Here is a 23,232-nt window from a genome sequence, read left to right on the forward strand (position 1 = left end):
TAGATTACGATACGTCACGTAATGAGTCAAGCAACCGATCCGACACCACCGCGCAAGCCCGGCCGCCCGCCCAGCGAGGAGGCGCGCCGCCTCGCGCTGGCGACCGCCTACCGCATCCTGATCGAGGAGGGCCTGGGCCGGCTGACGATCGAGCGCGTGGCGGCCGAATCGGGCGTCAGCAAGCCGACGATCTACAGAACCTGGACCAATGCCCAGGACCTCGCGATGGCCGCCTTCATGGCGCACCCGGCCTCGGATGAACCGGTCTCACGGGCGAACTCCGTGCAGGCCGGCCTGCGGGCGCATCTGCGTGGCGTCATCGCCACCTTCGCCACGCCGCGCGGTCGCCAGATCACGCTGACCATGGCCTCCGCCGACCCCGACAGCGAACTGGCCAAGGCCTTTCGCAACCAGGTGATCCTGAAGAGCCGCGAGGCCGGCCGCCAGCTCATCGAGCGCGGCATGTCGCTGCACGAGATTCAATCCGGCATCGACATCGACGTGGCGCTCGACATGATCTACGGGCCGCTGTTCTTCCGGCTGCTCGTCGGCCACCGGCCGTTGTCGCTGCAACTGGCGGAGCAACTGGTCGAGACGCTCTTCAACGGAGTGGCGTCGGCGCAAGATGCGCTCGGCTGACGCTCATCGCCGCCGGGTCACGGCCAAGGCGCCCAGGGCCGCCACCGCGCCGAGGGCCGGTACTGCCCGCCAGCCCAACGATGCCAGCAGGGCCGAGCCCAACGCCGCGCCGCTGGCCATGCCGACGAACATCGTGCTGACGAGCACGGCATTCAGCCGGCTGCGTGAAGCCGGGTCCAGGCTGTAGACCACGCTCTGGTGCGACACCAGCGCGGCCTGCACGCCCAGGTCAAACACCACGGCCACGCCCACCAGCAGCCACAGCGAGGCCGGTGCCAGCGCCTGCACGGTGAAGGCGATGAACACCAGCAGCGCGCCGACGCGGATGACGGCCTGCGGGCCGCGCTTGTCCGCCACGCCACCGGCCAGCGGTGCTGCCAGCGCGCCCGCTGCACCGGCCAGGCCGAACGCCCCGGCCACCGCGCTGCCCTGGCCGAAATCCGGCCCCGCCAACACCAGGGCCAGCGTCGACCAGAAGGCACTGAAGGCCACGCTCAGCAGGCCCTGGGCCAGCGCAGCCCGGCGCAACGGGGCATGCCGGGCCCACAGTCCCGCCATCGACAGCAGCAGCGAGCCATAGCCCGCCGACGTCGCCGGCACGAAGTGCGGCAGGCCGCGCCACAGCAGCGGGATCAACGCCGCCACGGCCAGCGCCGCCACCGCGTAGACGGCGCGCCAGCCGGCCACCGCCGCCAGCGAGCCGCTGGCCACGCGTGACAGCAGGATGCCCAGCAGCAGGCCCGTCATGACCTGGCCCACGCGCTTGCCGCGCTCGGCCTCGGGCGCCAGCGTGGCCACTGCCGGCACGATGTCCTGGGCCAGCGTTGCCGTCAGGCCGATGGCCACGCTGGCGATGCACAAGGCTGCAAAGCCCGGCGCCAGCGCAGCGCAAGCCAGGGCGGCAACCAGGGCGACGGACTTGACCGCAATGATGCGGCGCCGATCGAAACGATCGCCCAGCGGCGACAGCAGCAGAATGGCCGCCGCATAGCCGAGCTGGGTCAACGTGGGCAGCAGGCCGATGGCCGCGCTGCCGACGCCGAACTGCTCGGACAGCAGGCCCAGCAGCGGCTGCACGTAGTAGAGGGAGGCAACGGCCAGGCCGGTGGCGGTGGCAAGCAGCAGCGTCAGCGCGGGGCTGAGCGGGGCGACATGGGGCGCGGACTTCATCCCGCCAGTGTCGCGAGGGCCGGCAAATCCTGCGCTGCCAGGGCTATCCTGACGCCATGAACGACGACGACCTGTTGCGCTATTCCCGCCATCTGCTGCTCGACGAGATCGGCATCGAGGGCCAGCAGCGCTTGCTTGACGCCAGCGCCCTGGTCATCGGCGCCGGCGGCCTGGGCTCACCGGTGGCCCTCTATCTGGCTTCGGCCGGTGTCGGCCGCATCACGCTGGTCGACCATGACACCGTGTCGTTGACGAATCTGCAGCGCCAGATCGCCCACGACATGAGCAGCCTCGACAAACCCAAGGTCGACTCGGCCGCCGCCCGCATGGCCGCGCTGAACCCTGGCGTGCAGGTGCGCGCCCTCGCGCAGAAGGCCGATGCCGCCCTGCTCGACGAGGAAGTCCCGCGCGTAGACGTCGTCCTCGACTGCACCGACAACTTCGCCACCCGCCACCTCGTCAACGCCGCCTGCGTGCGCCACGGCAAGCCGCTGGTCTCGGGTGCGGCCATCGGTTTCGACGGCCAGATCAGCGTCTATGACAGCCGCTCGCGAGAGCAGCCCTGCTATGCCTGCCTGTTCCCACCCGAATCCGGCTTCGAGGACGTGGCCTGCTCGACCATGGGCGTGTTCGCACCGCTGGTGGGCATCATCGGCGCCATGCAGGCCGCCGAGGCGCTGAAGCTGCTGGCCGGCGTGGGCGAGCCTTTGGCCGGGAGGCTGCTGATGCTGGACGGCCGGCGCATGCAGTGGAGCGAGATCGCCATGCAGCGCGACCCCGAATGCTCCGTCTGCGGCGGATGAAATCCCGCGAACGCCTCTGAATGGGGCGGAAAATTCCGTCCCGACCTGCCCACAATCCTTTTTCCCCATGAAGCCCACCGACGTCCCGACGCGCAACTTCCCGACCGCCAAGGAAGAGTGCCGCGACCTGCCCCCTCACCCCGACTACGACGGCCCGGGCGCCGCCTACAACCTGGCCTTCAAGGACGAGACCTTCCTGCTGCGCCAGGACATGCGCGCCGTGCGCATGCAGCTGGAGCTGATGAAGCCCGAGCTGATGCAGAACGAGCAGGGCGTCAAATCCACCATCGTCATCTTCGGCAGCGCCCGCATCCTGTCGGCAGAGGCCGCCCAGGCCCTGCTGACCGTGGCCGAGGACCGCGGCGACGAAGCCGGCGCGGCACGAGCGCGCCGCCATCTGGCGATGAGCCGCTATTACGAGGAAGCGCGCCGCTTCGCGCAGATCGCCACCGCCGCTTGTACCGAGCGCGGCAATCATGTCGTCGTCGCTACCGGCGGCGGCCCCGGCATCATGGAGGCCGGCAACCGCGGCGCCTACGACGTCGGCGGCAAGAGCGTCGGGCTGAACATCGTGCTGCCGCACGAGCAGTACCCCAACCCCTACATCACGCCGGAGCTGTGCTTTCGCTTCCATTACTTCGGCCTGCGCAAGATGCACTTCCTGATGCGCGCCGTCGCCCTGGTGTGCTTCCCCGGGGGCTTCGGTACGCTGGATGAACTGTTCGAGACGCTGACGCTGATCCAGACCAAGAAGAGCCGGCCGCGTCCCATCCTGCTGGTCGGCCGCGAGTTCTGGACCAAGCTGATCAACATCGAGCTGCTGATCGAGACCGGCATGATCAATCCCGTCGACGCACAGCTCTTTCACTACGTCGAGACGGCCGAGGAAGCCTGGGCCATCCTCGAATCCGCTCCTGAACTCGCCAGCCCCTCAACGCCATGACCAAACTCAGAAACGTCTCCCTCATCGGTGTGCCGACCGACATCGGCGCCGGCGCCCGCGGCGCGAGCATGGGCCCCGAGGCCATGCGCGTGGCGGGCCTGGCCGAGGCGCTGCGCGCCCGCGGCGTGGACGTCATCGACCGCGGCAACCTGGCCGGCCCGTCCAACCCCTGGCTGCCGCCGACCGACGGCTACCGCCATCTGCAGGAAGTCGTCGCCTGGAACCAGGCCACCCACGACGCCATCTACGCCGAACTCAAGACCGGCCGCCTGCCCATCATGCTGGGCGGTGACCACTGCCTGGGCCTGGGTTCCATCAGCGCCGTGGCCCGCCACTGCCGCGACACCGGCAAGAAGCTGCGCGTGCTCTGGCTGGACGCGCACGCCGACTTCAACACCAGCGAGCTCACGCCCAGCGGCAACATCCACGGCATGCCCGTGGCCTGCCTGTGCGGCTTCGGCCCCAAGGAACTGGTCGAGATCGGTGGCCATGTGCCGGCCATCTCACCGAAATGGATCCGCCAGATCGGCATCCGCAGCGTCGACGAGGGCGAGCGCGCCTTCGTGCACGAACACGACCTGGAAGTGTTCGACATGCGCTTCATCGACGAGATGGGCATGCGCCACACCATGGAGCTGGCGCTGGCCACGCTGGACGACAACACCCATCTGCACGTCAGCTTCGACGTCGACTTCCTCGACCCCGTCATGGCGCCCGGCGTCGGCACGACGGTCGGCGGCGGCCCGACCTACCGGGAGGCGCATCTGTGCATGGAGATGATCGCCGACACCGGCCGCATGGCTTCGCTGGACCTCGTCGAGCTCAATCCGGCGCTGGACGAGAAGAACAAGACGGCGCTGGTGGCGGTGGACCTGATCGAAAGCCTGTTCGGCAAGAGCACGCTGATGCGCAAGTAGGCGCGAGATGAAGCCCCCACGCTCGCTTCGCTCTCTGCCCCCCGAGGGGGTGTGTCAACGCCTTCGGACGGCCGGGCGGCGCTGACAAGTATGGACGCCACGCCCTATCTGCTGGTCCAGCTCAGCGACCCGCACATCACCCATCCGGGCCGGCTGATCTCCGGCCGCGTCGACACCGCCGCGGCGCTGCGCCACGCGGTTGAACGTGTGCTGCAGATCCGCCCGCGCCCGGTGGCCGTGCTGGTCAGCGGCGACCTTGTCGATGCCGGCCACCCGGCAGAGTACGCGCAGCTGCGCGAGCTGCTGATGCCGCTGGTCGATGCGGGCCTGCCGCTCGCGCTGCTGCCCGGCAACCACGATGCACGCGGCCCGCTGCAGGAGGCTTTCGCGGGCCTGGCCCGCGTGCACCGCGGTGAACCCGGCGCGACGGCCATCCAGTACGCGCTGGACCTGCCCGGCCCGCTGCGACTCGTCGTGCTCGACAGCCTGATGCCCGGTCGGCCCGAAGGCGGTTTCGACGATGCGCGCCTGGCGCAGGCCCAGGCCCTGCTGGCCGAGCGGCCCGACATGCCCACGCTGGTCGCCCTGCACCACCCGCCGCACGCCACCGGCCTCGCGGCCATGGACGCGATGTCGCTGCAAGCGGGCCTCGCCAGCTTCGAGGCACTGGTCGCTGCCCACCCGCAGGTGCAGCGCGTCGTCTGCGGCCATCTGCACCGCATGACCTTGGGCCGCATCGCCCATGCCGCGGTCATCAGCGCGCCTTCCACCGCCCACCAGGTCGCACTGGACCTCGCGCCCGACGCACCGCTGGCCCTGGCGCTGGAGCCCGCCGGCTGGCTCATCCACGCCTGGGGGCCGGGCCTGCCTCTGGTCAGCCATCTTGCGCTGGCAGGGGACCACGAGCGCATCGCCGACCTGTGAGGCCGCCCGCGCATGCGAGGATGCGGCGCATGAAAAGGCCACTCGCGCTGCTCGCGCTTTCACTCGCCCTGCAGGCCCTCGCGCAAGCGCCGCCAGTGCCGGGCGACACCGAGCGCTACACCCTCTTCAACGCGCCCGTCACCCTGCTGCGAAATGCCCAGCTGTTCGACGGCACGGGCGGGGCACCGCGCGAGCACATGAGCGTGCTCATCCGCGACGGCCGCATCGCCTCGGTGGCCCCGGACGCCGAGCTCAAGACCCCGGCCGGCGCGCTGGTGAAGGACCTGGCCGGCGGCGCGCTGATGCCCGGCTTCGTGCTGCTGCACGAACACCTCTTCTACCCGACCGAGCGCGGCAGCTACGGCGCCTTCTTCCAGAGCTTCCCACTGTTGTATCTCGCCGGCGGCGTGACGACGATGCGTACGGCCGGCAGCATGAGCCCCTATGCCGACCTCAACACCTGGAAGGACATCAAGGCCGGCACCGCGCCGGGCCCCGACCTCGACGTGACGGCGCCCTTCCTGAATGGCATCCAGGCCTTCGTCGCGCAGGTGCCGCGGCTCGCATCGGCCGATGACGCCGTGCGCCAGGTGGGCTACTGGGCCGATGTCGGCGCGACCTCGTACAAGGGCTATATGCACCTGACGCGCGAGCAGCTCGACGCGATCGTCAAGGCTGCGCACGAGCGCAAGGCCAAGGTCACGGCCCACCTGTGTGCGGTGACCTACGCTGAAGCCACGGCCATGGGCATCGACAACCTGGAGCATGGCTTCTTCGCGGCCAGCGATTTCGTCGAAGGCAAGCAGGCCGACGCCTGCCCGAGCGGCGACGCAGTGCCGAAGTCCCTCGACGCGCTGGCCGTCGACGACCCGCGCATGGCCGCCCTGCAGCGCCAGATGATCGAACGCAAGGTGGCTCTCACCTCGACGCTGACCATCTTCGAGACCTTCTCGTATGGCCGCCCGATGGCCCCGGCCGCGGCGCTGGACCTGCTGATGCCGCAGCTGCGCGAGCAATACGTGCTGCGCTACACCGCCATCCAGCGCGGTGGCCCCAACCCGCATGGGCGCATCCTTGCGAAGAACATGATTTGGGAGAAGCGCTTCCACGACGCTGGCGGCCTGCTCGTCGCCGGCACCGATCCGACGGGCTATGGCGGCGTCATTCCCGGCTGGTCGTCATTGCGGCAGTTCGAGCTGCTGCGCGAAGCCGGCTTTGACGCCGCGACGGCGGTCAAGGTCATGACATCCAACGGCGCGACCTATCTGGGCCGCACGGCCGATGTCGGCCGCGTGGCCCCTGGCCTGCGCGCCGACCTCATTGCCTTCGTCGCGCCGCTGGATGCGGCCAAGCCAGCTTTGCCTGAAGTGGCGTGGACGATGAAGGCCGGGCGGGCGTGGGACCGGGCCAAGATCCTGAATGCATGGAAGGGGCAGGTCGGCTTGCGATGAGGCCTTTCGCGCTCGCACCGGCGCTGGGACTCTGCCAATGCGCCCGGGCGGCGTTTCCATGCCTCCTCGACTCGCTGCCCGGCTTTGTTGCCTGCGAGGTGCTTCATCTGCACTCGCGACCGGCACGCCGATGCCGGTGCGGGCGGGCTACTTTGCCGAGCCTTCGTCGTACCGCCTGGGCAGCAGGATGCGGAAGGTCGTGCCGACACCGCCCTGGGATTGCAGCTCGGTGGTCGCATCCAGAAGATCGCACAAGCGCTTGACGATCGACAGCCCGATGCCTTCGCCCGGCTGCTGCTGGACCGGCCGCGCGTCTTCCGGCGAGGGATGCACGTCAGCCAGGTCCACGCTGACATGCGTGATCGCGCCCGTGGCGTGGTCGGCCACGACCTGCTTGGCCTGGTCGGTCGCTTCCTCCAGCGCGCCCGCCAACTGCGAGCCGGGCCCGGCGTGAAAGCCCGGCCCGGTATCGCTGACCTCGAGAAACCAGCGTTCCATGTCGCCAGACGCACAGTCTCCGCAACTGACCGTGACGCCGCCACTGCGTGTGTACTTGATCGCGTTGATCACGAGGTTCTGGGCGATGCGCCGGGTCTTGACCGCGTCGCCCTCCACGGGCAAGGCGGCGACCCCGTTGAACTTCAGGTAGAGCCCGCGCTCCTGTGCATGCGGCTGCAGGTCTTCGCACAGCGCGCCGAGCACCGCGGCGGCATCGACGAGTTCCAGGTTGCGGTGTTCGAGGCCGCCCTGCAAGCGGGCGAGGCTGGTCACGTCGTTCAGCAGATGGCTGAGCGAGCCGACATTGCGGTCAAGCAGGCGCAAAAAGCCGCCGCGCATCGGCTCGGACGCCTTTGGCGACGCGAGGCCCGCGGTGACGGTGGCCACGACGCCGAGGCTGCCGCGCAGGTCATGCGCCGCCTGCTGCCACAGGCTGGCGCGCTCCTGCTCCAGCTCGCGCAAGGACTGCAGGGCCTGTTCGAGATCGCGGATATGGCTGCTCGCCTCGATCTGCTGCAGCTGGAAATATTGCGACACGCTGGCGCTGATGGCGTCACCGCATTGCTGCGCCCAGATCCTGCGCGCCTCGGTCATCGCCGCAGGGTCCAGTCCAGGGTGCCCATTGGCATAGGCCTCCAGCTCCAACACGACGCACTCGTTCAAGCGCCCAAGTTCGCGCGTGACCTCGGCGAGGTCGAAGCCCTGCTGCCAGCGGTGCAGGCCATGGGCCGCGGCGTCGCCCTCGTGAAGTTCCCGGTCGTCAGCGCCCACGACCATCTCGCCGCCGGCCAGCTTGCGCTCGAAGTCGACCAGCAGCGCTGGAATGTGGTCATGAAGCTGCGCCCTGGGCAGCGCGGCCCCACTCGTCAGCGCCGGGTCGGACGTCACGGCGGTGCGCCACGCCTGCAAGATGGCACCCCGCCGCCGCTTCAGATAGGCGCCCAGGGCTGCGTGGTCTAAGGCTTGCATCGATGCACCCCCTGTTTGCCGCGAGGCAACCAAAGCCGCATTCTGAGTGACGAGTCCAGTTCGCGGTGCGACCTGCCTGAGCAAGGCCTCAAGCGCTGGCGATCCACCCCTCCAGCGCATCCACCCCAGCCGGCCAGCCGTAGCGCGGCTGCTGCGCGGCCCAGGCCGCCTGCAGCATTGCCAGCACCGCGTCCAGGCTGTCGCCGCTCGCATCGGCAACCAGGTCGTCGCGCTGTGCATGGCTCAGCTTCAAGCGCAGGCCCAGCCGCGTGCGGCCCTGTTCCAGGCCCTCGACGATGTCCTTGCGCGCGATCAGCCGTTCCGGCGTCTGCGCGGCCTTGGTGTCGCTCTTGTAGGAGCGCCGGCCGATCAGCTCGCGCGCCAGCAGCCCCGGGTAGGCCTCCAGCGCCACGCGGGTCGGGTCGCCCGTCAGATGACCCGGCAGATGCACGCCCGCCGCAATCAGCCGCGGCACGCCGGCATGCAGCATCCAGGCCACCGGCGGGTTGACCCATTTCATGCTGGGGCTGGCGCCGGCCGGGCCGTCGCAGGCGCGGTGGGCGAACTTGGCGCCGGCCGGGCGCGCGTCGCAGAAGGCGGCAAAGCTGTCGCGGATGTCAGCCCGCGCGAGGCCCGCGTAATGGGCCATCAGCGCGGCATAGTCGGTCGGCCAGCCGAGGTGGTCGACGAGTTCACGCGGCAGGCCGAAAGGCAGGTCAAAACCGGCCACCCAGGGCCCCGGCCGGGCCAGCCAGCTGGAAAACTCGTCCAGGCTGTGTAGCGCTACCAGGCCAGCAAGGCGGACGACGGCGCCATGCCGCTGGCCGCCGGCGACCCGGATTGGCTTGGCTGCCCGAGGCGCACTCGTGAAGTCAACCCCGAAAACAGCGATGTCCGTCATGCCCGGCATTCTGGGCCTAGGCAGAATCGGCTGGTTCCATGTCAGCCCTCCTCGACCTCCCCGCCCTGCCTGCCGAAGACCGCGGTTTTGACGCCGCCGCATTCGACGAGGCCTTTGCCGCCGCACGCCTGCGCGCCGCAGCCGGGGCTTATGAAACGTCCAGCGAGGCGCTGGAGCAATTGCTGCTGACCTGCCCGCCGGCCCAACAGCGCCGGCGCGCCGAAACCCTGGCCCTGCTGGCGCACCAATATCCGCGCCTGGGCAAGCTGACGGCGAGCGCGCGCTGCTCGACGGAGGCGCTGGCCCTGGCCGAACGCCTGGACGACGACGGCTTGCTGGCCGACGCACTGACCAGCCAGTGCTATGTCTACGGCCAACTGCTGATGGGCCGCGAGGCGCTGGAGTCGGGCATGAAGGCGCTGGCCGCCGCACGCCGCGCCGCCGACCCGGTGCGCGAAGCCTGGGCGCTGAACCGCGTCGGCGTCGCCTATTCCAGCCTGGACAACCCCGTCCAGGCCTGTGCATCGGCCGGGCAGGCGCTGGAGATCGCCGCCCGCACCGACTGTGCCGAGGTGCTGTTCTCCTGCCACAACAACCTGGCCTATTTCTGGCTGCGCCGCGTCGAGGAGGCCCGGACCCTGGGCGACGCCACAGCCCTGGCCGACGCCGTAGCCAGCGCCCGCCGCACCGCGGACCAGGCCACCGTGCTGGCCCGCCAGTCCGGCAGCCCCTTCCAGGTGGCGGTGGCCGTGTCCAACTTGGTCAACGCGCTGCTCGCGGGCGGCCTGTTGAACGACGCCCTGCCGCTGCTCAACGAATTCGGCCATCTCGCCCACGACCACGGCTACCGCACGCTGGCCGTCGAAGCCGACGCGCAGCGCGCCGTCTTCCTGCGCCTGAAGGGCGAGCCCCTGCAGGCCGCGCGCATCCTGGAGGCGCTGCTGCAGGCCGCCGCGGAGCCGCCGCCGAAGCTGCGCCGCCTGCTGATCCGATCGCTGTACGAGACCTACAAGGCCTGCGGCCAATACCGCGAGGCCCTGGTCTGGCTGGAGGAACTCGTCGGCCTGGACCGCCAGATCTCGCGCGACAACCTCGTGCTGCAGACCGAGGTCATCCTGATCCGCGACCAGGTCGAGCAGGCCCAGGCCCGCGCCGACAGCGCCACCGCCGACGCCCGCCGCGAACGCGCCCGCGCCGTGCATCTCGAGACCGAGCAGGCGCGCCTGCGCGAGCACGCCATGGCCCTGGACCGCGCCGCCCACGAGGACGTGCTGACCGGCCTGCACAACCGCCGCCACGCCGAGTTCGCCCTGCCTCTGCTGGTGGAGGGTGCGCGCATGGCCAACCAGGTCATCAGCGTCGCTGCGCTGGACGTCGACCATTTCAAGCGCATCAACGACACCCATGGCCACGCCGTCGGCGACGCCGTGCTGCAGCAGCTCGCCCAGCTGCTGCGCCATCGCCTGCGCAGCGCCGATCTGCTGGCCCGCATCGGCGGTGAAGAGTTTTTAGCCGTGCTGGTGGGTATCGCCCCCCAACAGGCCGCCGAGATCTGCGAGCGACTGCGCCTGGCCGTCGTCGAACACGACTGGGCCGCCGTCACGCCCGGCCTGCTGGTGCGCATCAGCGTCGGCATCTCGGGCGGCGCGCCGCAACAGCATCAGGGCGACAGCCTGCTGCTGCGGGCGGACCAGGCGCTGTATGCGGCCAAGCGGAGTGGGCGCAATCGGGTGCACGTGGATTGAAGGCGCCAGTCGTCAACGCTGCCCCTCCGAAGGCAGGGGTTGTTGGTTCAATCCCAACTGGACGCATCAGAAACAAAGAAGGCACGGCAAGCCTCTCTCAGCGTTGCGGCCTGTTCGCGTGCTCCCTTCCGAGCCGACAAGGAATCTAGCCGGACGGGGCGCGTGCGCTAGTCGAATCTCTGCCTGATCCGCAGGCGCTGTTAGCGTGCTCGAAGCGACGATCATGCCCAACACATTGCCAACTGAAAGATTGCTATGAATGGAAATGCGCAGCGCAGCTGTTGGTATGGCATCGCGTGGGCACTGCTTCTAGTCATGGGCCCAATTCGACTTGCCGCGGCTGACCAGAACGTTCAAGGGTCACGGGCCACCCTGCAGACGTATGTCGAAGGAGGTGATTTCTCCTTCATTGGCAAGGACACGCGCACCGTTTTGGAGGAGCTGCCCTATGACAGCATCTCGCTGGAACGCACAGCCTGCTATGGCAGCTGTCCAGTCTATGTAGTGACGTTTTTCAAGGACGGCAAAGCAGTTCTTGAGGAAAAGGATTTGCGTGACAACCGCAGAACGCGGTACGTGGGAGAAATGTGGATTGGTGAGTATGTGAGATTGACCCAAATGGTCGAACTGGCAAGGCGCTCCGCTCAACAGACCAAGTACGCCGGCCGATGGACCGATGACTACACGGCAATAGTCCGCGCCACGTCCAAGGGTGAAACCTGGAGCGTCTCCGACTATGGACGCGTCGCCCCGGTCGAGGTATGGGCCTTGGAGACGCTGCTTCATAACTTCAAAGAGCAGGGCAAATGGAAGCCAGCGGCCCCTCGTTGAGGCCCCGGCAATCTGAGCATCCATCTCGGTGGCCGACCTGGCCGTGGCGATTGCCGACGAGCTCGAGCAGCCGCGCCATGTGCGCCAACGCTTCACCCTCGCCGCGACACCCTGACCCTGAGCTCGTCATCGTGGCAGCTGCCGCGCAAGCAGCGCGGCGACCCAATCGATGAAGACCCGCAGCCGCGCGCTGACATGGGGGTTGGGCCGGTAGGCCAGGTACAGCGGCATTGGCGCGAGGCGCCAGTCCTCGAAGACGGGCCGCAGCTCACCGGCGGCGACGTGCGCATCGGCCATGTAGCGCGGCAACCAGAGCAGGCCGATGCCGGCCAGCCCGGCGGCGAGGTAGGCATTGCCGTCGTCCACCGTCAGCGTGGCTCGGCCGGCGACTTCCACGGTCTCGTCGCCGTGCGTCATCGCGTACATCAGCGGGCGGCCGGCGCGGGCGCCGCGATAGCCCACGACGCGGTGGTGCGTGCCCTCCAGCTCGCGCGGGTGGGAAGGCACGCCCGCGCGCGCCAGGTACGCCGGTGCCGCAAACACGCCGAGCTGCAGCTCGCCAACGCGGCGCGCCACGAGCGAGGGGTCGGCCAACTCGCCGCCACGCACGACGCAGTCCACGTTGTCGCCGATCAGGTCGACGAAGCGATCGCTGACGCCCAGCTCCAGTTCGAGCTCCGGGTAGCGCGCGTGAAAGCCCGGCAGTGCCGGCACCAGCACCAGCCGCGCCAGCGGGCTGGGCACGTCGACACGCAGGCGCCCGCGCGGCACGCCCGACGCGCCGGCGAGGCTGCTCTCCACCTCGTCCAGCTCGGCCAACAGGCGCACCGCCTGCGCGTAGTAGGCGGCACCGTCCGCGGTTGCCTGCACGCGCCGGGTGCTGCGGTTCAGCAGGCGCACGCGCAGCCGCGCCTCCAGCTCCTGCACCAGCTGGGTCACCCGCGTGCGGCTGAGCTGCAGCGCTTCGGCCGCCTTGGTGAAGCTGCCGGCCTCCACCACTCGCACGAACGCCTGCATGGCATCGAAGCGGTCCATCGCGCCCTCCTTGGGTCGCGATTGTCCAATGCGGCAAAACAGTGGTGTCCGCCGCAGCGTCTAGCTCGAAAGAGAGCCGTTGCCTAGAGTGCAGTCATCGTTTTCTTACGGAGATTGCCATGACCCGACGCGACGTCGTCTTCCCCGCCGGCCGCCAGGCCCTGTACGAGCACAACCGCTATTCGCCGGCGGTGCGTGCCAACGGCCTGCTGTTCGTGTCGGGCCAGGTGGGCAGCCGGCCCGATGGCTCACCCGAACCCGACCTCGAGACCCAGGTGCGGCTGGCGTTCGACAACCTCAACGCCGTGCTCGCCGCTGCCGGCTGCAGCTTCGACGACGTGCAGGACGTGACGGTCTACATCGTCGACCCCGAGGCCAACTTCGAGAGGATCTGGGCCATCGTGCCCGAGTATTGGGGTGAGGCGCCCTACCCCACGCTGACCGGCATCGGTGTGACCTGGCTGTACGGCTTCAAGTTCGAGATCAAGGTGGTGGCCAAGCTGCCGGAAGCTGCGCAGGCGGTTTAGGCTTGCGCCTTTGCCTACCGTCCGAGCGGCCCATGAACCCCGTCCTCATCGAAGTCCTACGCGGCAGCACCGTCGAGTCCCGCCATGCCGGCGCCCTGGCCATCGTCGACGCCTCGGGCGCCGTGCACACGGCCCTGGGCGATATCGACCGGCCCATCTTCCCGCGCTCGGCAGTCAAGCTGCTGCAGGCTCTGCCGCTGGTGGCAAGCGGCGGGGCCGAAGCCTTCTCGTTGACGGATGCTGAGCTCGCGCTGGCCTGCGCCTCGCACAGCGGCGAGCCCGAGCATGTGGCGACGGCCGCCGGCGTGCTGGCCAAGTTGGGGCTGACGGCCGACGCGCTGGAATGCGGCACGCAATGGCCCAGCCGCGAGCCGGTGCTGCGCGGCATGGCGGCGCGCGGCGAGGTCGCGACGCCGCTGCACAACAACTGCTCGGGCAAGCACAGCGGCTTTGTCTGCGTGGCTTGCCTGATGGCGCGCAATGCTGGCGCCGAGCCGGCCGAATTCGCGCGCGGCTATGTCGCGGCTGAACATCCCGTGATGCGCGAGGTGTCTTCCGCCTTGTCAGCCGCAACGGGCGTGGACGTCGAGCAGGCCCCGCGTGGCATCGACGGCTGCTCCATCCCGACCTTTGCCTTGCCGCTGCGTTCACTGGCACTGGCATTTGCGCGCTGCGGCACCGGCCAGGGGTTGTCCGACGTGAACGCCCGCGCCGCGCGCAGGCTGCGCCAAGCGGCCGCCGTGGCTCCCTTCATGGTGGGCGGTACGGACCGTTTCGACACCCGCGTCATGCAAGCCTTCGGCGAGCGCGTCTTTTGCAAGATCGGCGCCGAGGGCGTCTATTGCGCGGCCTTGCCGGAGCTGGGCCTCGGCGTCGCGCTGAAGATCGACGACGGCGCCGCCCGTGCGGCCGAAGCGGCTTTTGCCGCGGTCGCACAAGGCCTGCTGAAGACCGAAGACGAGCTGTTACGCAGCTACAGCCACTTGCAATTGAGCAACTGGCGCGGCATCGACGTCGGCGCGCTGCGGCCGGCGCAAGCGCTCACCCAAGCGCTCGCACCTTAGCCCTGCCACTGACCGCTGACCGCTGACCGCCTCAGTGGCGGTCGCGGCGCGGCGGCAGTGCCTGATCGGCGTTGTTGTTGTTGCTCGACGTATCGGTCGTGGTCGTCGTGGTCGTGCTCGACGTCGTGGTGTCGGTGCTGCTTGGGTAGGCAGGCGTGCTGGGCTGCGTCTGAGCCGGCATGGGCGGTGCGGCGCTGACATCCGTCGCCGGCGAGATCGGTGGCGAGGCCTCGCTGGTCGTTGTCGTGGCAGGCTGCGGCTCGATGCTGGCCACAGGCGCCGCAGGAGCCGGGGTCTCAGCGGGCATCGCTACTGTCGTTGTCGTGTCCACCGGATTGGGCTGGCTCGTCGTGTCCAGCGGATTGGTGGGCGTGGCCTCGGCCAGGGTCGGGGTCGTATCGGCGTCGCGCGACAGGCCGGCGGTTTCATCGCTGGAGCGCGTGGACGCGCAGCCGGCGACACCAATCACCAGGGCGGCCGTCGCCAGCGCAACGGTCGTCGACAAGGGGTTGAATTTCCTGCTCATGATGAACTCTCCAAGGTTGATGAAGCGGTTCACGCTGCCATCACCTGGCAGCGCGGCGCGGCCGACGCCRCCTGTGCAGGCCGGCAAAGACCGTTCCCGTGCCGGAAGCACCCCCTGCCGGCAGAGTCCATCTGATGCCTTGCTTGGCGTGCCGTCAGTCGCCAGCCGATAAAAAACGATACAAAACGCGACCAAGCAAGCGCTTGGTTGGCTTTACAGTCCAGCCCCATGCGTGCTGTGAATCCCCCCTCGTCCGCACCCTTGCCGCCGCGCGAGCGCCTGCTGCGGGAGGCCATGCGCCTGTTCGGCGAACGCGGCTTCGACGCCGTGCCGACGCGGGAGATCTGCGCCGCCGCGGGCGTCAACCCGGGTGCCATCCACTATCACTTCGTTGACAAGGACGGTCTCTACCGCGAGGTGCTGCGCCTGCCGGTGCAAGAGTTGCAGCAACAGCTCACCGGTTTCGATGACCCGGGGCTGGACCTGCACGAGGCCATCCGCCGCTTCCTGCAGCCCTTCCTGTTCGACGATGGCGCCTGCAGCGCCCAGATGTTCTTCCGCGAGATGCAGGCGCCCAGCCCGATCTTCATGCAGACGGTGGCGCAGGAAGTCGGGCCCATCTTCGACCGCTTCGCCCGCCTGCTGGCCCGCCATGCGGGCCTGGACGAGCCGACGGCCGCCATCCACCAGCTCGCCATGGGCCTGCAGGCCATGGCTCACGACTACTCCATGACCCGACCCATGCTGGACGCCTTCCACCCCGAACTGCTGGCCGACGACCCCCTGCTCGAGCACACCTGCGCCCGCCTCGCCGACTGGGGCTGCGCCCTGGTCGCCTACGAACGCGCCAAACATGAAGCCCCTCGTCCAGCCGCACACCGCTGAACGCGGTGCGTCTGACCGGTCCCCCATGGGGACGGCGATGCCCGCGGCGTTGAGCCGCGAGCACATCGCCAGCGCGGRCCGGCTCGGGAGCGGCCCAGCGCTCGGCCCGGAATACCCCCTCTTCAGGTACCGCGAACACGCAATGGACAACTGAAATGATCCCCCCAAGAAAAATCCTCGCCGCCCCTCTGCTGGCCCTGCTGAGCGCCTGCATGACGGCGCCCACCGCGACGCCGCCGGCCGCCACGGCCATCCCCGCCGCCTGGCGCTCGCCGCTGCCCCACGGCGGCAGTACGGCGGCACTGACCCAATGGTGGGCGGCCTTCGAGGACCCGCAGCTGGCCCGCCTCATCGAGCGCGCCGAGAGCGGCAGCCCGACGCTGGCCCAGGCCGCCGCCCGCCGCCGCCAGGCCGAGGCCAGCGCCACCCAGGCCCGTGCCGCCCTGCTGCCGCAGCTGACGGCCAATGCCCAGGCCCAGCGCGGTCGCAACCTCAACGCCGTCCCCGGCATCAGCAGCCAGGGCAGCGCCCAGTTCAACGCGAGCTGGGAGATCGACCTCTTCGGCGGCCAGCGCGCCGCCGCCGCGGCCGAGAACCTGCAGGCCCAGGCCGCGACGTCGGACTGGCATGCCGCCCGCGTCAGCCTGGCCGCGGACGTGGCCCAGGCCTATGTGCAACTGCGCCTGGCCCAGGGCCACGAGGAATCGTCCGAGCTGGACCTGCGCTTTGCCGAACAGATCACCACCTGGGCACGCGAGCAGCAGAAGGCTGGGCTGATCAGCGCCAGCGATGCCGCCTTGCTGAACACCGACCGCGCCATCGCGTCGGCCGCCCGCAGCCAATGGCGGGCCGAGGCCCAGATCGCGCTGCAGACGCTGGCCCTGCTGTGCGGCGAGCAGGCCCAGGCCCTGGCCAAGGAGCTGGCACCGCCGGCCATCGCCGACGAAAAGTTCGAGCTGCGCCGCAGCCAGCCCAAGGCGCCGGGCTTTGACGTCAGCACCCTGCCCGCCCAGTTGCTGGCCCAGCGCCCCGACGTCGCCGCCGCCCACCAGCGCTGGCTGGCCGCCACCCAGCAGCAGCGCAGCGTCGAGGCCCAGCGCTGGCCGCAGCTCAGCCTCGGCGCCCTGGCCGGCGAGTCGCGGCTGCGCGTCGGCGGTACCAGCAGCAGCGCTTCGATGTGGGCCGTCGGCCCGTCCCTGAGCCTGCCGCTGTTTGACGGCGGCCAGCGCAAGGCCCGTGCCGAAGGCGCCCAGGCCGCCGCCGACGAAGCCGCCGCGGCCCTGCAATCCCGTTGGCAGACGGCCGTCGCCGAGGTGGAGGAGGCCCTGCAACGCGTGGCCGCCGGCGCCGAGCGCGAGCGCGAGGTGGACGCCGTCAAGCGCGAATGGGAGGGCATCGCCCGCCGCTCCTTCTCGCAGGCCCAGGCCGGCCTGCAGAGCGGCGTGCAGCGCAACACCACCTTCCGCAACGCGCTGGCCGCCTACGACGCCGTGCTCAGCGTGCGCGCCGAGCACGCCCTCGCCTGGATTCGCCTCTATCGCAGCCTGGGTGGCGGCTGGACCGCCGACGCCCCCACGACGAACACGAACACCGCCTCCGCGCGCTGAACGCCATGAAGATCCGCATTCCTTTCCTGACCACCGCACTCACCGTCGCCCTCGCGGCGGCCTTTGTCGCCGCCCTGTCCAGCCCCGCCTTCGCCGCCGACGCCGCCAGCGCGGCGCCCAAGGCGGCGCTGACCGTCAAGCGCGTCGTCGCCCAGGCCGGCACCTGGCCTCAGACCCTCGCCGGCACCGGCTCCATCGCCGCCTGGCAGGAGGTCGTCATCGGCGCCGAGATCGGCGGCCAGCGCCTGGCTGCGCTGCTGGTCGACGTGGGCGACCGCGTCAAGAAGGGCCAGTTGCTCGCCCGCTTGAGTCCCGGCACGCTGGAGACGGATCTCGCCGCCAGCAAGGCCGCGCTGCTGGAGGCCGAGGCCTCGGCCCGTGAGGCGCATCAGACCGCCGAGCGCGTGAAGACGCTGCAGGGCAGCGAGGCGCTGTCGCCCCAGGCCATCGACCAGGCCCTCGCAGCCGACGCGGCCGCGCAGGCCCGCGTGGCTGCGGCCAGGGCGCGCGTGCAGGCCGACCAGCTGCGCCTGTCGTACACGCAGATCACGGCGCCCGACGACGGCGTCATCAACGCCCGCATCGCCACGCCCGGCGCGCTGGTGCAGCCGGGCCAGGAACTGTTCCGCCTGCAACGCCAGGGCCGCCTGGAATGGCGCGCCGAGGTGCCCGGCGCCGAGCTGGCCCAGCTCAAGGTCGGCCAGACGGTGCGTGTGCAGCCCAGCGGCGCTCAGGCCGTGGAAGGCCGCGTCCGCCGCGTCGCGCCGCAGATCGACCCGCAGACGCGCAACGGCCTGGTCTATGTGGACCTGAAGGCCGGCGAGGCTTTGCGTGCCGGCCTGTTCGCCCGCGGCGACTTCGTGCTCGGCGAGAGCCAGGGACTGACGCTGCCGCAGACAGCCGTGCTGCTGCGCGACGGCTTCAGCTATGTCTTCCGCCTCGACGGCAGCAAGGTGCGCGAGCAGAAGGTGCAGGTCGGCCGTCGCGAGGGCAACCGCGTCGAGGTGAAGGCTGGCCTGCCCGCGGGCACGGCCGTCGTCGAGTCGGGCGTGGGCTTCCTCGCGGATGGGGACACCGTTCGCGTGGCGAACGGTGGGGGCGACACCGTCCCCGCGGCCAAGTAAGGAGACATGACGATGTTCAACGTCTCCCGCTGGTCCATCGCCAACCCGGTGCCGGCCATCATGTTCTTCATCATGCTGACGGCGGCCGGGCTCTACGGCTTCAAGCAGATGAAGATCCAGCAGTTCCCCGACATCGAACTGCCCACCATCGTCGTCAGCGCCTCGCTGCCAGGCGCAGCACCCGCGCAGATGGAAACCGAGGTCGCCCGCAAGATCGAGAACTCGGTCGCCACGGCCCAGGGCGTCAAGCACATCTACACCAAGGTGCAGGACGGCATCGCCACCGTCACCGTCGAGTACCGCCTCGAGAAGCCGCTGCAGGAAGCCCTGGACGACACCCGCGACGCCGTCGCCAAGGTGCGCGCCGACCTACCGGCCGATTTGCGTGACCCGGTCATCACCAAGATGAATCTGTCGGGCATGCCCATCCTGACCTACACGGTCTCAAGCAACCGCATGGACGACGAGGCCCTGTCCTGGTTCGTCGACAACCAGGTCACAAAGCGCATGCTGTCGGTGCGCGGCGTGGGCTCGGTGGCCCGCGTCGGTGGCGTCAGCCGCGAGCTGCGCGTGGAGATCGACCCCAGCCGCCTGCTGGCCCTGCGCGTCAGCGCCGCCGATGTGTCGCGCCAGTTGAAGCAGGTGCAGCAGGAGGCTCCCGGCGGCCGTGCGACGCTGGGCGGCTCCGAGCAGTCGCTGCGCACCATCGCCACCGTGCAGACGGCCGCCGAGCTGGCCGCGCTGAGCATCCCGCTGCCGGACGGCCGCCACGTGCGGCTGGACCAGGTCGCTGCCGTGACCGACACCCTGGGCGAGAAACGCGCCGGCGCCTTCCTGAACGGCAAGTCCGTCGTCGGCTTCGAGATCGTGCGCGCCAAGGGGGCCGGTGAGGTCGACGTGGCCGAGCGCATCCGCGCCGCGCTGGAGGAGCTCAAGGCCGCCCACCCCGACATCACCGTCACCGAGGCCTTCAACTTCGTCGATCCCGTCATCGAGAACTACGACGGCAGCATGAAGCTGCTGCTGGAAGGCGCGGCGCTGGCCGTGCTGGTCGTCTTCCTGTTCCTGCGCGACTGGCGCGCGACGTTTGTGAGCGCCGTGGCCCTGCCGCTGTCGGCGATTCCGGCCTTCCTCATCATGTACTGGATGGGCTTCACGCTGAACGTCGTGACGCTGCTGTCGCTGTCCCTCGTCATCGGCGTGCTGGTGGACGACGCCATCGTCGAGATCGAGAACATCATGCGCCATCTGACGATGGGCAAGACGCCGCTGGAAGCCGCTCGCGAGGCGGCCGACGAGATCGGCCTCGCCGTCATCGCCACCACCTTCACGCTGATCGCCGTCTTCCTGCCCACCGCCTTCATGAGCGGCGTGGTCGGCAAATTCTTCGTGCAGTTCGGCTGGACGGCCTCTATCGCCGTGTTCTTCTCGCTGGTCGTCGCCCGCATGCTGACGCCGATGATGGCCGCCTACATCCTCAAGCCCCCGAAACACGAGCACAAGGAACCGTTCTGGATGGCCCGCTACCTGAAGGCCGCACGCTGGGCCTTCACGCACAAGGGCAAGACGCTGGCCATCGCCGCGGTCTTCGGCGTGGCCGCCTGCACGCCGCTGTTCATGGGCGCCATCCCCGGCGCCTTCATCCCGCCGGACGACCTCAGCCAGACGCAGATCAGCATCGAGCTGCCGCCCGGCAGCACCTATGAGCAGACGGCGGCAATCGCCGAACAGGCGCGTGCCGCCGCGGCCGCGCACAAGCAGGTCAAGCTGGTCTACACGGCCGTGGGCGGCGGCAGCGCCGGCGGCGACCCTTTCGCCATGAGCGGCGCGGCCGAGGTCCGCAAGGCTACGCTGACACTGAACCTGACGCCGCGCCACGAGCGCCGCGGCATCAGCAAGCAGCAGATCGAGCGCGAGCTGCGCGAGAAGCTGGAGAACATCGCCGGTGCGCGCATCAAGGTGACCTTCGGCGGCTCCAACGACAAATACCAGCTCGTGCTGGCCGGCGAGGACGGCGAGGCGCTGGCGGCCCATGCGGCCAAGGTCGAGAAGGAGCTGCGCGCCCTGCCCGGCATCGGCCAGGTGACGAGCAGCTCCAGCCTGCAGCGCCCCGAGCTCATCGTGCGCCCCGACGCGGCGCGCGCGGCCGACCTGGGCGTGTCCACCGCGGCGATTGCCGACACGCTGCGCATCGCCACGGCCGGCGACTACGACCAGTTCCTGCCCAAGCTCAACCTCAGCCAGCGCCAGGTGCCCATCGTCGTGCGCCTGCCCGACGCGGCGCGCGCCGACCTGGCCCTGCTCGGCCAGCTGACGGTGCCCGGCACACACGGCCCGGTGCCGCTGCAACAGGTGGCCGAACTGACGCTGACCAGCGGGCCGGCCCAGATCGACCGTTTCGACCGCCTGCGCAACGTCAACTTCGAGATCGAACTGAACGGCATGCCGCTCAGCGAAGTGCAGGCGGCCGCCGCGGCCCTGCCCAGCATCGCCAACCTGCCGCCGGGCGTGAGCAAGGCCGAGATCGGCGACGCCGAAGCCTTTGCCGAGCTGGGCCAGGGCTTCGCGCTCGCCATGGGCACGGGTGTGGCCTGCATCTACATCGTGCTGGTGCTGCTCTTCCACGCCTGGGTGCAGCCGGTGACCATCCTGGGCGCCCTGGTGCTGTCCATCCCGGGCGCCATCCTGGCGCTGTTCGTGACCGGCACCGACCTGTCGATGCCGGCCATGATCGGCATGATCATGCTGATGGGCATCGCGACGAAGAACTCCATCCTGCTGGTGGAATACGCCATCGTCGCCCAGCGCGAGCAGGGGCTGACGCGCCTGGAGGCGCTGCTGGATGCCTGCCACAAGCGCGCCCGGCCCATCGTCATGACGACGCTGGCCATGGGCGCAGGCATGATGCCCATCGCGCTGGGCTTCGGCACCGACCCGAGCTTTCGCGCGCCGATGGCCATCGTCGTCATCGGCGGACTGATCACCAGCACCTTCTTGAGCCTGCTGGTGATTCCGGTGCTCTACGAAGTGGTGGACGACTTCATCCAGCGCTTCAGTCGCAAGAAGAAGCCCGCGCAGCCCGCAGAAGGCGTGATCAGCTCAACTTGAACACCGCCACCGACTCCGACAGCTCGTCGGCCTGCTGCTGCAGGCTCTGAGCAGCGGCCGCCGACTCTTCCACCAGAGCGGCGTTCTGCTGCGTCATCTGGTCCAGCCGCGAAATCGCCTGGCCGATCTGGCCGATGCCGGTGCTCTGCTCACTGGTGGCGTGGCTGATCTCCGCGACGATGTCGGAGACGCGGGCGATGGAGGCGTTGATCTCCTTCATCGTCTCGCCGGCCTGGGACACGAGGGCAGCACCGCTGTCGACGTTCTCGGTGCTGCGCGTGATCAGGCCCTTGATCTCCTTGGCGGCTTCAGCCGAGCGCTGGGCCAGCGTGCGCACCTCGGCCGCGACGACGGCGAAGCCGCGCCCCTGCTCGCCAGCCCGCGCCGCTTCCACGGCTGCGTTCAGCGCCAGGATGTTGGTCTGGAAGGCGATGCCGTCGATGGTGCCGATGATGTCGCTGATCTTGTGAGATGAGCTGCTGATGCGGCCCATGGTGGCGACCACCTCGCTGACGACCGCGCCACCGCGGCGCGCCACCTCGGCGGCGTCGCCAGCCAGCTTGTCGGCCTGCCGCGCCGACTCGGCGTTGTGCGTGACGCTGGCGGTCAGCTCCTCCATCGCAGAAGCCGTTTCCTGCAGGTTGGACGCCGCCTGCTCGGTGCGTGAGCTGAGGTCATGGCTGCCGACGGCCACCTCTCTGGATGCGGTGGCGATGCTGTCGGTGGCACCGCGCACCTGGCGCACGACGGTCACAAGGGAGTTCTGCATCGCCGCCAGGCCGTGCATCAGCTGGGCCGTCTCGTCACGGCCTCTGGCCTGCACGTCGCCGGTCAGGTCCTGCCGCGAGATCCGTTCGGCCGCCGCAACGGCGCGCTGCAGCGACGTGAGGATGGACTTGGAATTGGCGTGCAGCAGCAGGGCCAGCACGGCGATGGCCACCACCAGCAACACGATCAGCCCGGTGCGAGACGACGCGAAGCGCGCGTCGATCTGCGCGATCTGCTCCTCGGAGTTCTTGTCGATGAGCTGGGTCAGGGCGCCCAGTTCCTTGTCCAGCGCACGCACCGGGCCCTTGATGGGTTCCATGCCCTTGTTGGCTTCGGCGGTATCGGGAAACTCGCCCTTGGCGACGCGCTCGGCGAAGGGCCTGAAACCCTCGCGGTAGGCCGCCAGCGCGCGCTGCGACTCGCCGACGGTGGCGAGGATTTGCGCATTCAGCTGCAGCGTCGCCACCTTGTCCATCGCGGCGTGCGCCTTTTGCTCGGCCTCGTCCCATTCCTTGCGGTACTTGCCGACCGCCTGGGCGTCGGCAATGTTGATCAGCATGTCCTTCTCGTAGCGACGCAAGTTGCCGACAGCCGCGCGGGCGTTGGACAGCTGGCCCTGGGCTTCAACGTCGTTGTCGACGAAGCGCTTGAGCTGGCCGCTGGCGTCGGACTGGGCCAGCAGGCCCGACCCGCCGATCAGCAACATGCCCAGACCAGCCAGCACGCCCACGGCGGCCAGCCTGGCCCGGATCGGAAACTGGTTCATGTCGATCATGGCACCCTCCTCGCCCCCCGTT

20 protein-coding genes and 1 pseudogene are annotated in these 23,232 nt (G+C 69.5%); 15 read left to right on the forward strand and 6 right to left on the reverse strand.

The genetic code is table 11. From position 1 onward, the window contains the following. The first annotated feature begins 21 nt into the window (after nucleotides 1–21). Complete coding sequence (locus tag ACXJKM_RS16490) at nucleotides 22–639, forward strand: TetR/AcrR family transcriptional regulator (RefSeq protein ID WP_457353762.1); 618 nt, start codon at nucleotides 22–24, stop codon at nucleotides 637–639. Between the two features lie 3 nt (nucleotides 640–642). On the opposite strand, the gene ACXJKM_RS16495 is transcribed toward ACXJKM_RS16490, so the two are convergent. Beyond that, on the reverse strand, nucleotides 643–1,809 hold the full coding sequence (locus ACXJKM_RS16495) for an MFS transporter (RefSeq protein WP_056203961.1): 1,167 nt from the start codon (nucleotides 1,807–1,809) through the stop codon (nucleotides 643–645). A gap of 56 nt (nucleotides 1,810–1,865) precedes the next feature. Here ACXJKM_RS16495 and ACXJKM_RS16500 point away from each other — a divergent pair, with 56 nt between their 5' ends. The 6 genes and pseudogenes from ACXJKM_RS16500 to ACXJKM_RS16525 all read left to right on the forward strand — a co-directional run bounded on the left by ACXJKM_RS16500 (nucleotide 1,866) and on the right by ACXJKM_RS16525 (nucleotide 6,847). Next, nucleotides 1,866–2,612: a HesA/MoeB/ThiF family protein gene (locus ACXJKM_RS16500; RefSeq protein ID WP_457322568.1), complete on the forward strand. Its 747-nt coding sequence runs from the start codon at nucleotides 1,866–1,868 to the stop codon at nucleotides 2,610–2,612. Continuing rightward, a pseudogene (locus ACXJKM_RS16505) lies at nucleotides 2,600–2,632 on the forward strand (hypothetical protein). The gene ACXJKM_RS16500 and the pseudogene ACXJKM_RS16505 overlap by 13 nt, the downstream one beginning before the upstream one ends. 47 nt (nucleotides 2,633–2,679) lie before the next feature. Next, nucleotides 2,680–3,555 carry an LOG family protein gene (locus ACXJKM_RS16510; protein WP_457322566.1) on the forward strand — a complete coding sequence of 292 codons (876 nt, stop codon included), beginning with the start codon at nucleotides 2,680–2,682 and terminating at the stop codon, nucleotides 3,553–3,555. Beyond that, nucleotides 3,552–4,472 carry an arginase gene (rocF, locus tag ACXJKM_RS16515; RefSeq protein ID WP_057300882.1) on the forward strand — a complete coding sequence of 307 codons (921 nt, stop codon included), beginning with the start codon at nucleotides 3,552–3,554 and terminating at the stop codon, nucleotides 4,470–4,472. The genes ACXJKM_RS16510 and rocF overlap by 4 nt, the downstream gene beginning before the upstream one ends. A 90-nt stretch (nucleotides 4,473–4,562) precedes the next feature. Continuing rightward, entirely contained in the window at nucleotides 4,563–5,396 is an 834-nt protein-coding gene (locus ACXJKM_RS16520) for a phosphodiesterase (RefSeq protein WP_056203975.1), read from the forward strand. Between the two features lie 29 nt (nucleotides 5,397–5,425). Then, nucleotides 5,426–6,847, forward strand: a complete 1,422-nt coding sequence (locus tag ACXJKM_RS16525) for an amidohydrolase family protein (RefSeq protein ID WP_457322563.1) — start codon at nucleotides 5,426–5,428, stop codon at nucleotides 6,845–6,847. 147 nt (nucleotides 6,848–6,994) lie between these two features. Here ACXJKM_RS16525 and ACXJKM_RS16530 read toward each other — a convergent pair whose 3' ends face one another. Both ACXJKM_RS16530 and ACXJKM_RS16535 read right to left on the reverse strand, forming a co-directional pair. Beyond that, a complete protein-coding gene (locus ACXJKM_RS16530) occupies nucleotides 6,995–8,314 on the reverse strand; it encodes an ATP-binding protein (RefSeq protein ID WP_457353764.1) in 1,320 nt (439 codons plus the stop codon). An 88-nt stretch (nucleotides 8,315–8,402) separates the two neighbouring features. After that, entirely contained in the window at nucleotides 8,403–9,215 is an 813-nt protein-coding gene (locus ACXJKM_RS16535) for a DUF429 domain-containing protein (RefSeq protein ID WP_457353766.1), read from the reverse strand. Between the two features lie 38 nt (nucleotides 9,216–9,253). Here ACXJKM_RS16535 and ACXJKM_RS16540 point away from each other — a divergent pair, with 38 nt between their 5' ends. Continuing rightward, a complete protein-coding gene (locus ACXJKM_RS16540) occupies nucleotides 9,254–10,960 on the forward strand; it encodes a diguanylate cyclase (RefSeq protein WP_457353768.1) in 1,707 nt (568 codons plus the stop codon). A 255-nt stretch (nucleotides 10,961–11,215) separates the two neighbouring features. Next, complete coding sequence (locus tag ACXJKM_RS16545) at nucleotides 11,216–11,791, forward strand: DUF6438 domain-containing protein (protein ID WP_457353770.1); 576 nt, start codon at nucleotides 11,216–11,218, stop codon at nucleotides 11,789–11,791. A gap of 126 nt (nucleotides 11,792–11,917) precedes the next feature. On the opposite strand, the gene ACXJKM_RS16550 is transcribed toward ACXJKM_RS16545, so the two are convergent. Next, a complete protein-coding gene (locus ACXJKM_RS16550; protein WP_457353771.1) occupies nucleotides 11,918–12,826 on the reverse strand; it encodes a LysR substrate-binding domain-containing protein in 909 nt (302 codons plus the stop codon). A 119-nt stretch (nucleotides 12,827–12,945) separates the two neighbouring features. Here ACXJKM_RS16550 and ACXJKM_RS16555 point away from each other — a divergent pair, with 119 nt between their 5' ends. Together ACXJKM_RS16555 and ACXJKM_RS16560 are read left to right on the forward strand one after the other, a co-directional pair. Beyond that, nucleotides 12,946–13,353, forward strand: a complete 408-nt coding sequence (locus ACXJKM_RS16555; protein ID WP_457324522.1) for a RidA family protein — start codon at nucleotides 12,946–12,948, stop codon at nucleotides 13,351–13,353. Nucleotides 13,354–13,385: 32 nt separating this feature from the next. Beyond that, on the forward strand, nucleotides 13,386–14,417 hold the full coding sequence (locus ACXJKM_RS16560; protein WP_457353773.1) for an asparaginase: 1,032 nt from the start codon (nucleotides 13,386–13,388) through the stop codon (nucleotides 14,415–14,417). A gap of 31 nt (nucleotides 14,418–14,448) precedes the next feature. Here ACXJKM_RS16560 and ACXJKM_RS16565 read toward each other — a convergent pair whose 3' ends face one another. Beyond that, nucleotides 14,449–14,943 (reverse strand): hypothetical protein, encoded by a 495-nt coding sequence (locus ACXJKM_RS16565; RefSeq protein ID WP_457353775.1) that lies wholly within the window; start codon nucleotides 14,941–14,943, stop codon nucleotides 14,449–14,451. A 228-nt stretch (nucleotides 14,944–15,171) separates the two neighbouring features. On the opposite strand from ACXJKM_RS16565, the gene ACXJKM_RS16570 reads away from it, so the two are divergent. The 4 genes from ACXJKM_RS16570 to ACXJKM_RS16585 all read left to right on the forward strand — a co-directional run bounded on the left by ACXJKM_RS16570 (nucleotide 15,172) and on the right by ACXJKM_RS16585 (nucleotide 21,667). After that, nucleotides 15,172–15,828 carry a TetR/AcrR family transcriptional regulator gene (locus tag ACXJKM_RS16570; protein ID WP_457353777.1) on the forward strand — a complete coding sequence of 219 codons (657 nt, stop codon included), beginning with the start codon at nucleotides 15,172–15,174 and terminating at the stop codon, nucleotides 15,826–15,828. Between the two features lie 155 nt (nucleotides 15,829–15,983). Then, nucleotides 15,984–17,435: an efflux transporter outer membrane subunit gene (locus ACXJKM_RS16575; RefSeq protein WP_457353779.1), complete on the forward strand. Its 1,452-nt coding sequence runs from the start codon at nucleotides 15,984–15,986 to the stop codon at nucleotides 17,433–17,435. 5 nt (nucleotides 17,436–17,440) lie between these two features. Beyond that, nucleotides 17,441–18,559: an efflux RND transporter periplasmic adaptor subunit gene (locus ACXJKM_RS16580; RefSeq protein WP_457353781.1), complete on the forward strand. Its 1,119-nt coding sequence runs from the start codon at nucleotides 17,441–17,443 to the stop codon at nucleotides 18,557–18,559. 12 nt (nucleotides 18,560–18,571) lie between these two features. Next, a complete protein-coding gene (locus ACXJKM_RS16585; protein ID WP_457353783.1) occupies nucleotides 18,572–21,667 on the forward strand; it encodes an efflux RND transporter permease subunit in 3,096 nt (1,031 codons plus the stop codon). On the opposite strand, the gene ACXJKM_RS16590 is transcribed toward ACXJKM_RS16585, so the two are convergent. Beyond that, nucleotides 21,654–23,210 (reverse strand): methyl-accepting chemotaxis protein, encoded by a 1,557-nt coding sequence (locus ACXJKM_RS16590; protein ID WP_457353785.1) that lies wholly within the window; start codon nucleotides 23,208–23,210, stop codon nucleotides 21,654–21,656. The two genes, ACXJKM_RS16585 and ACXJKM_RS16590, sit on opposite strands and share 14 nt — an antisense overlap. Nucleotides 23,211–23,232: the final 22 nt, after the last annotated feature.

The organism is Roseateles sp. P5_D6 (assembly GCF_054049415.1).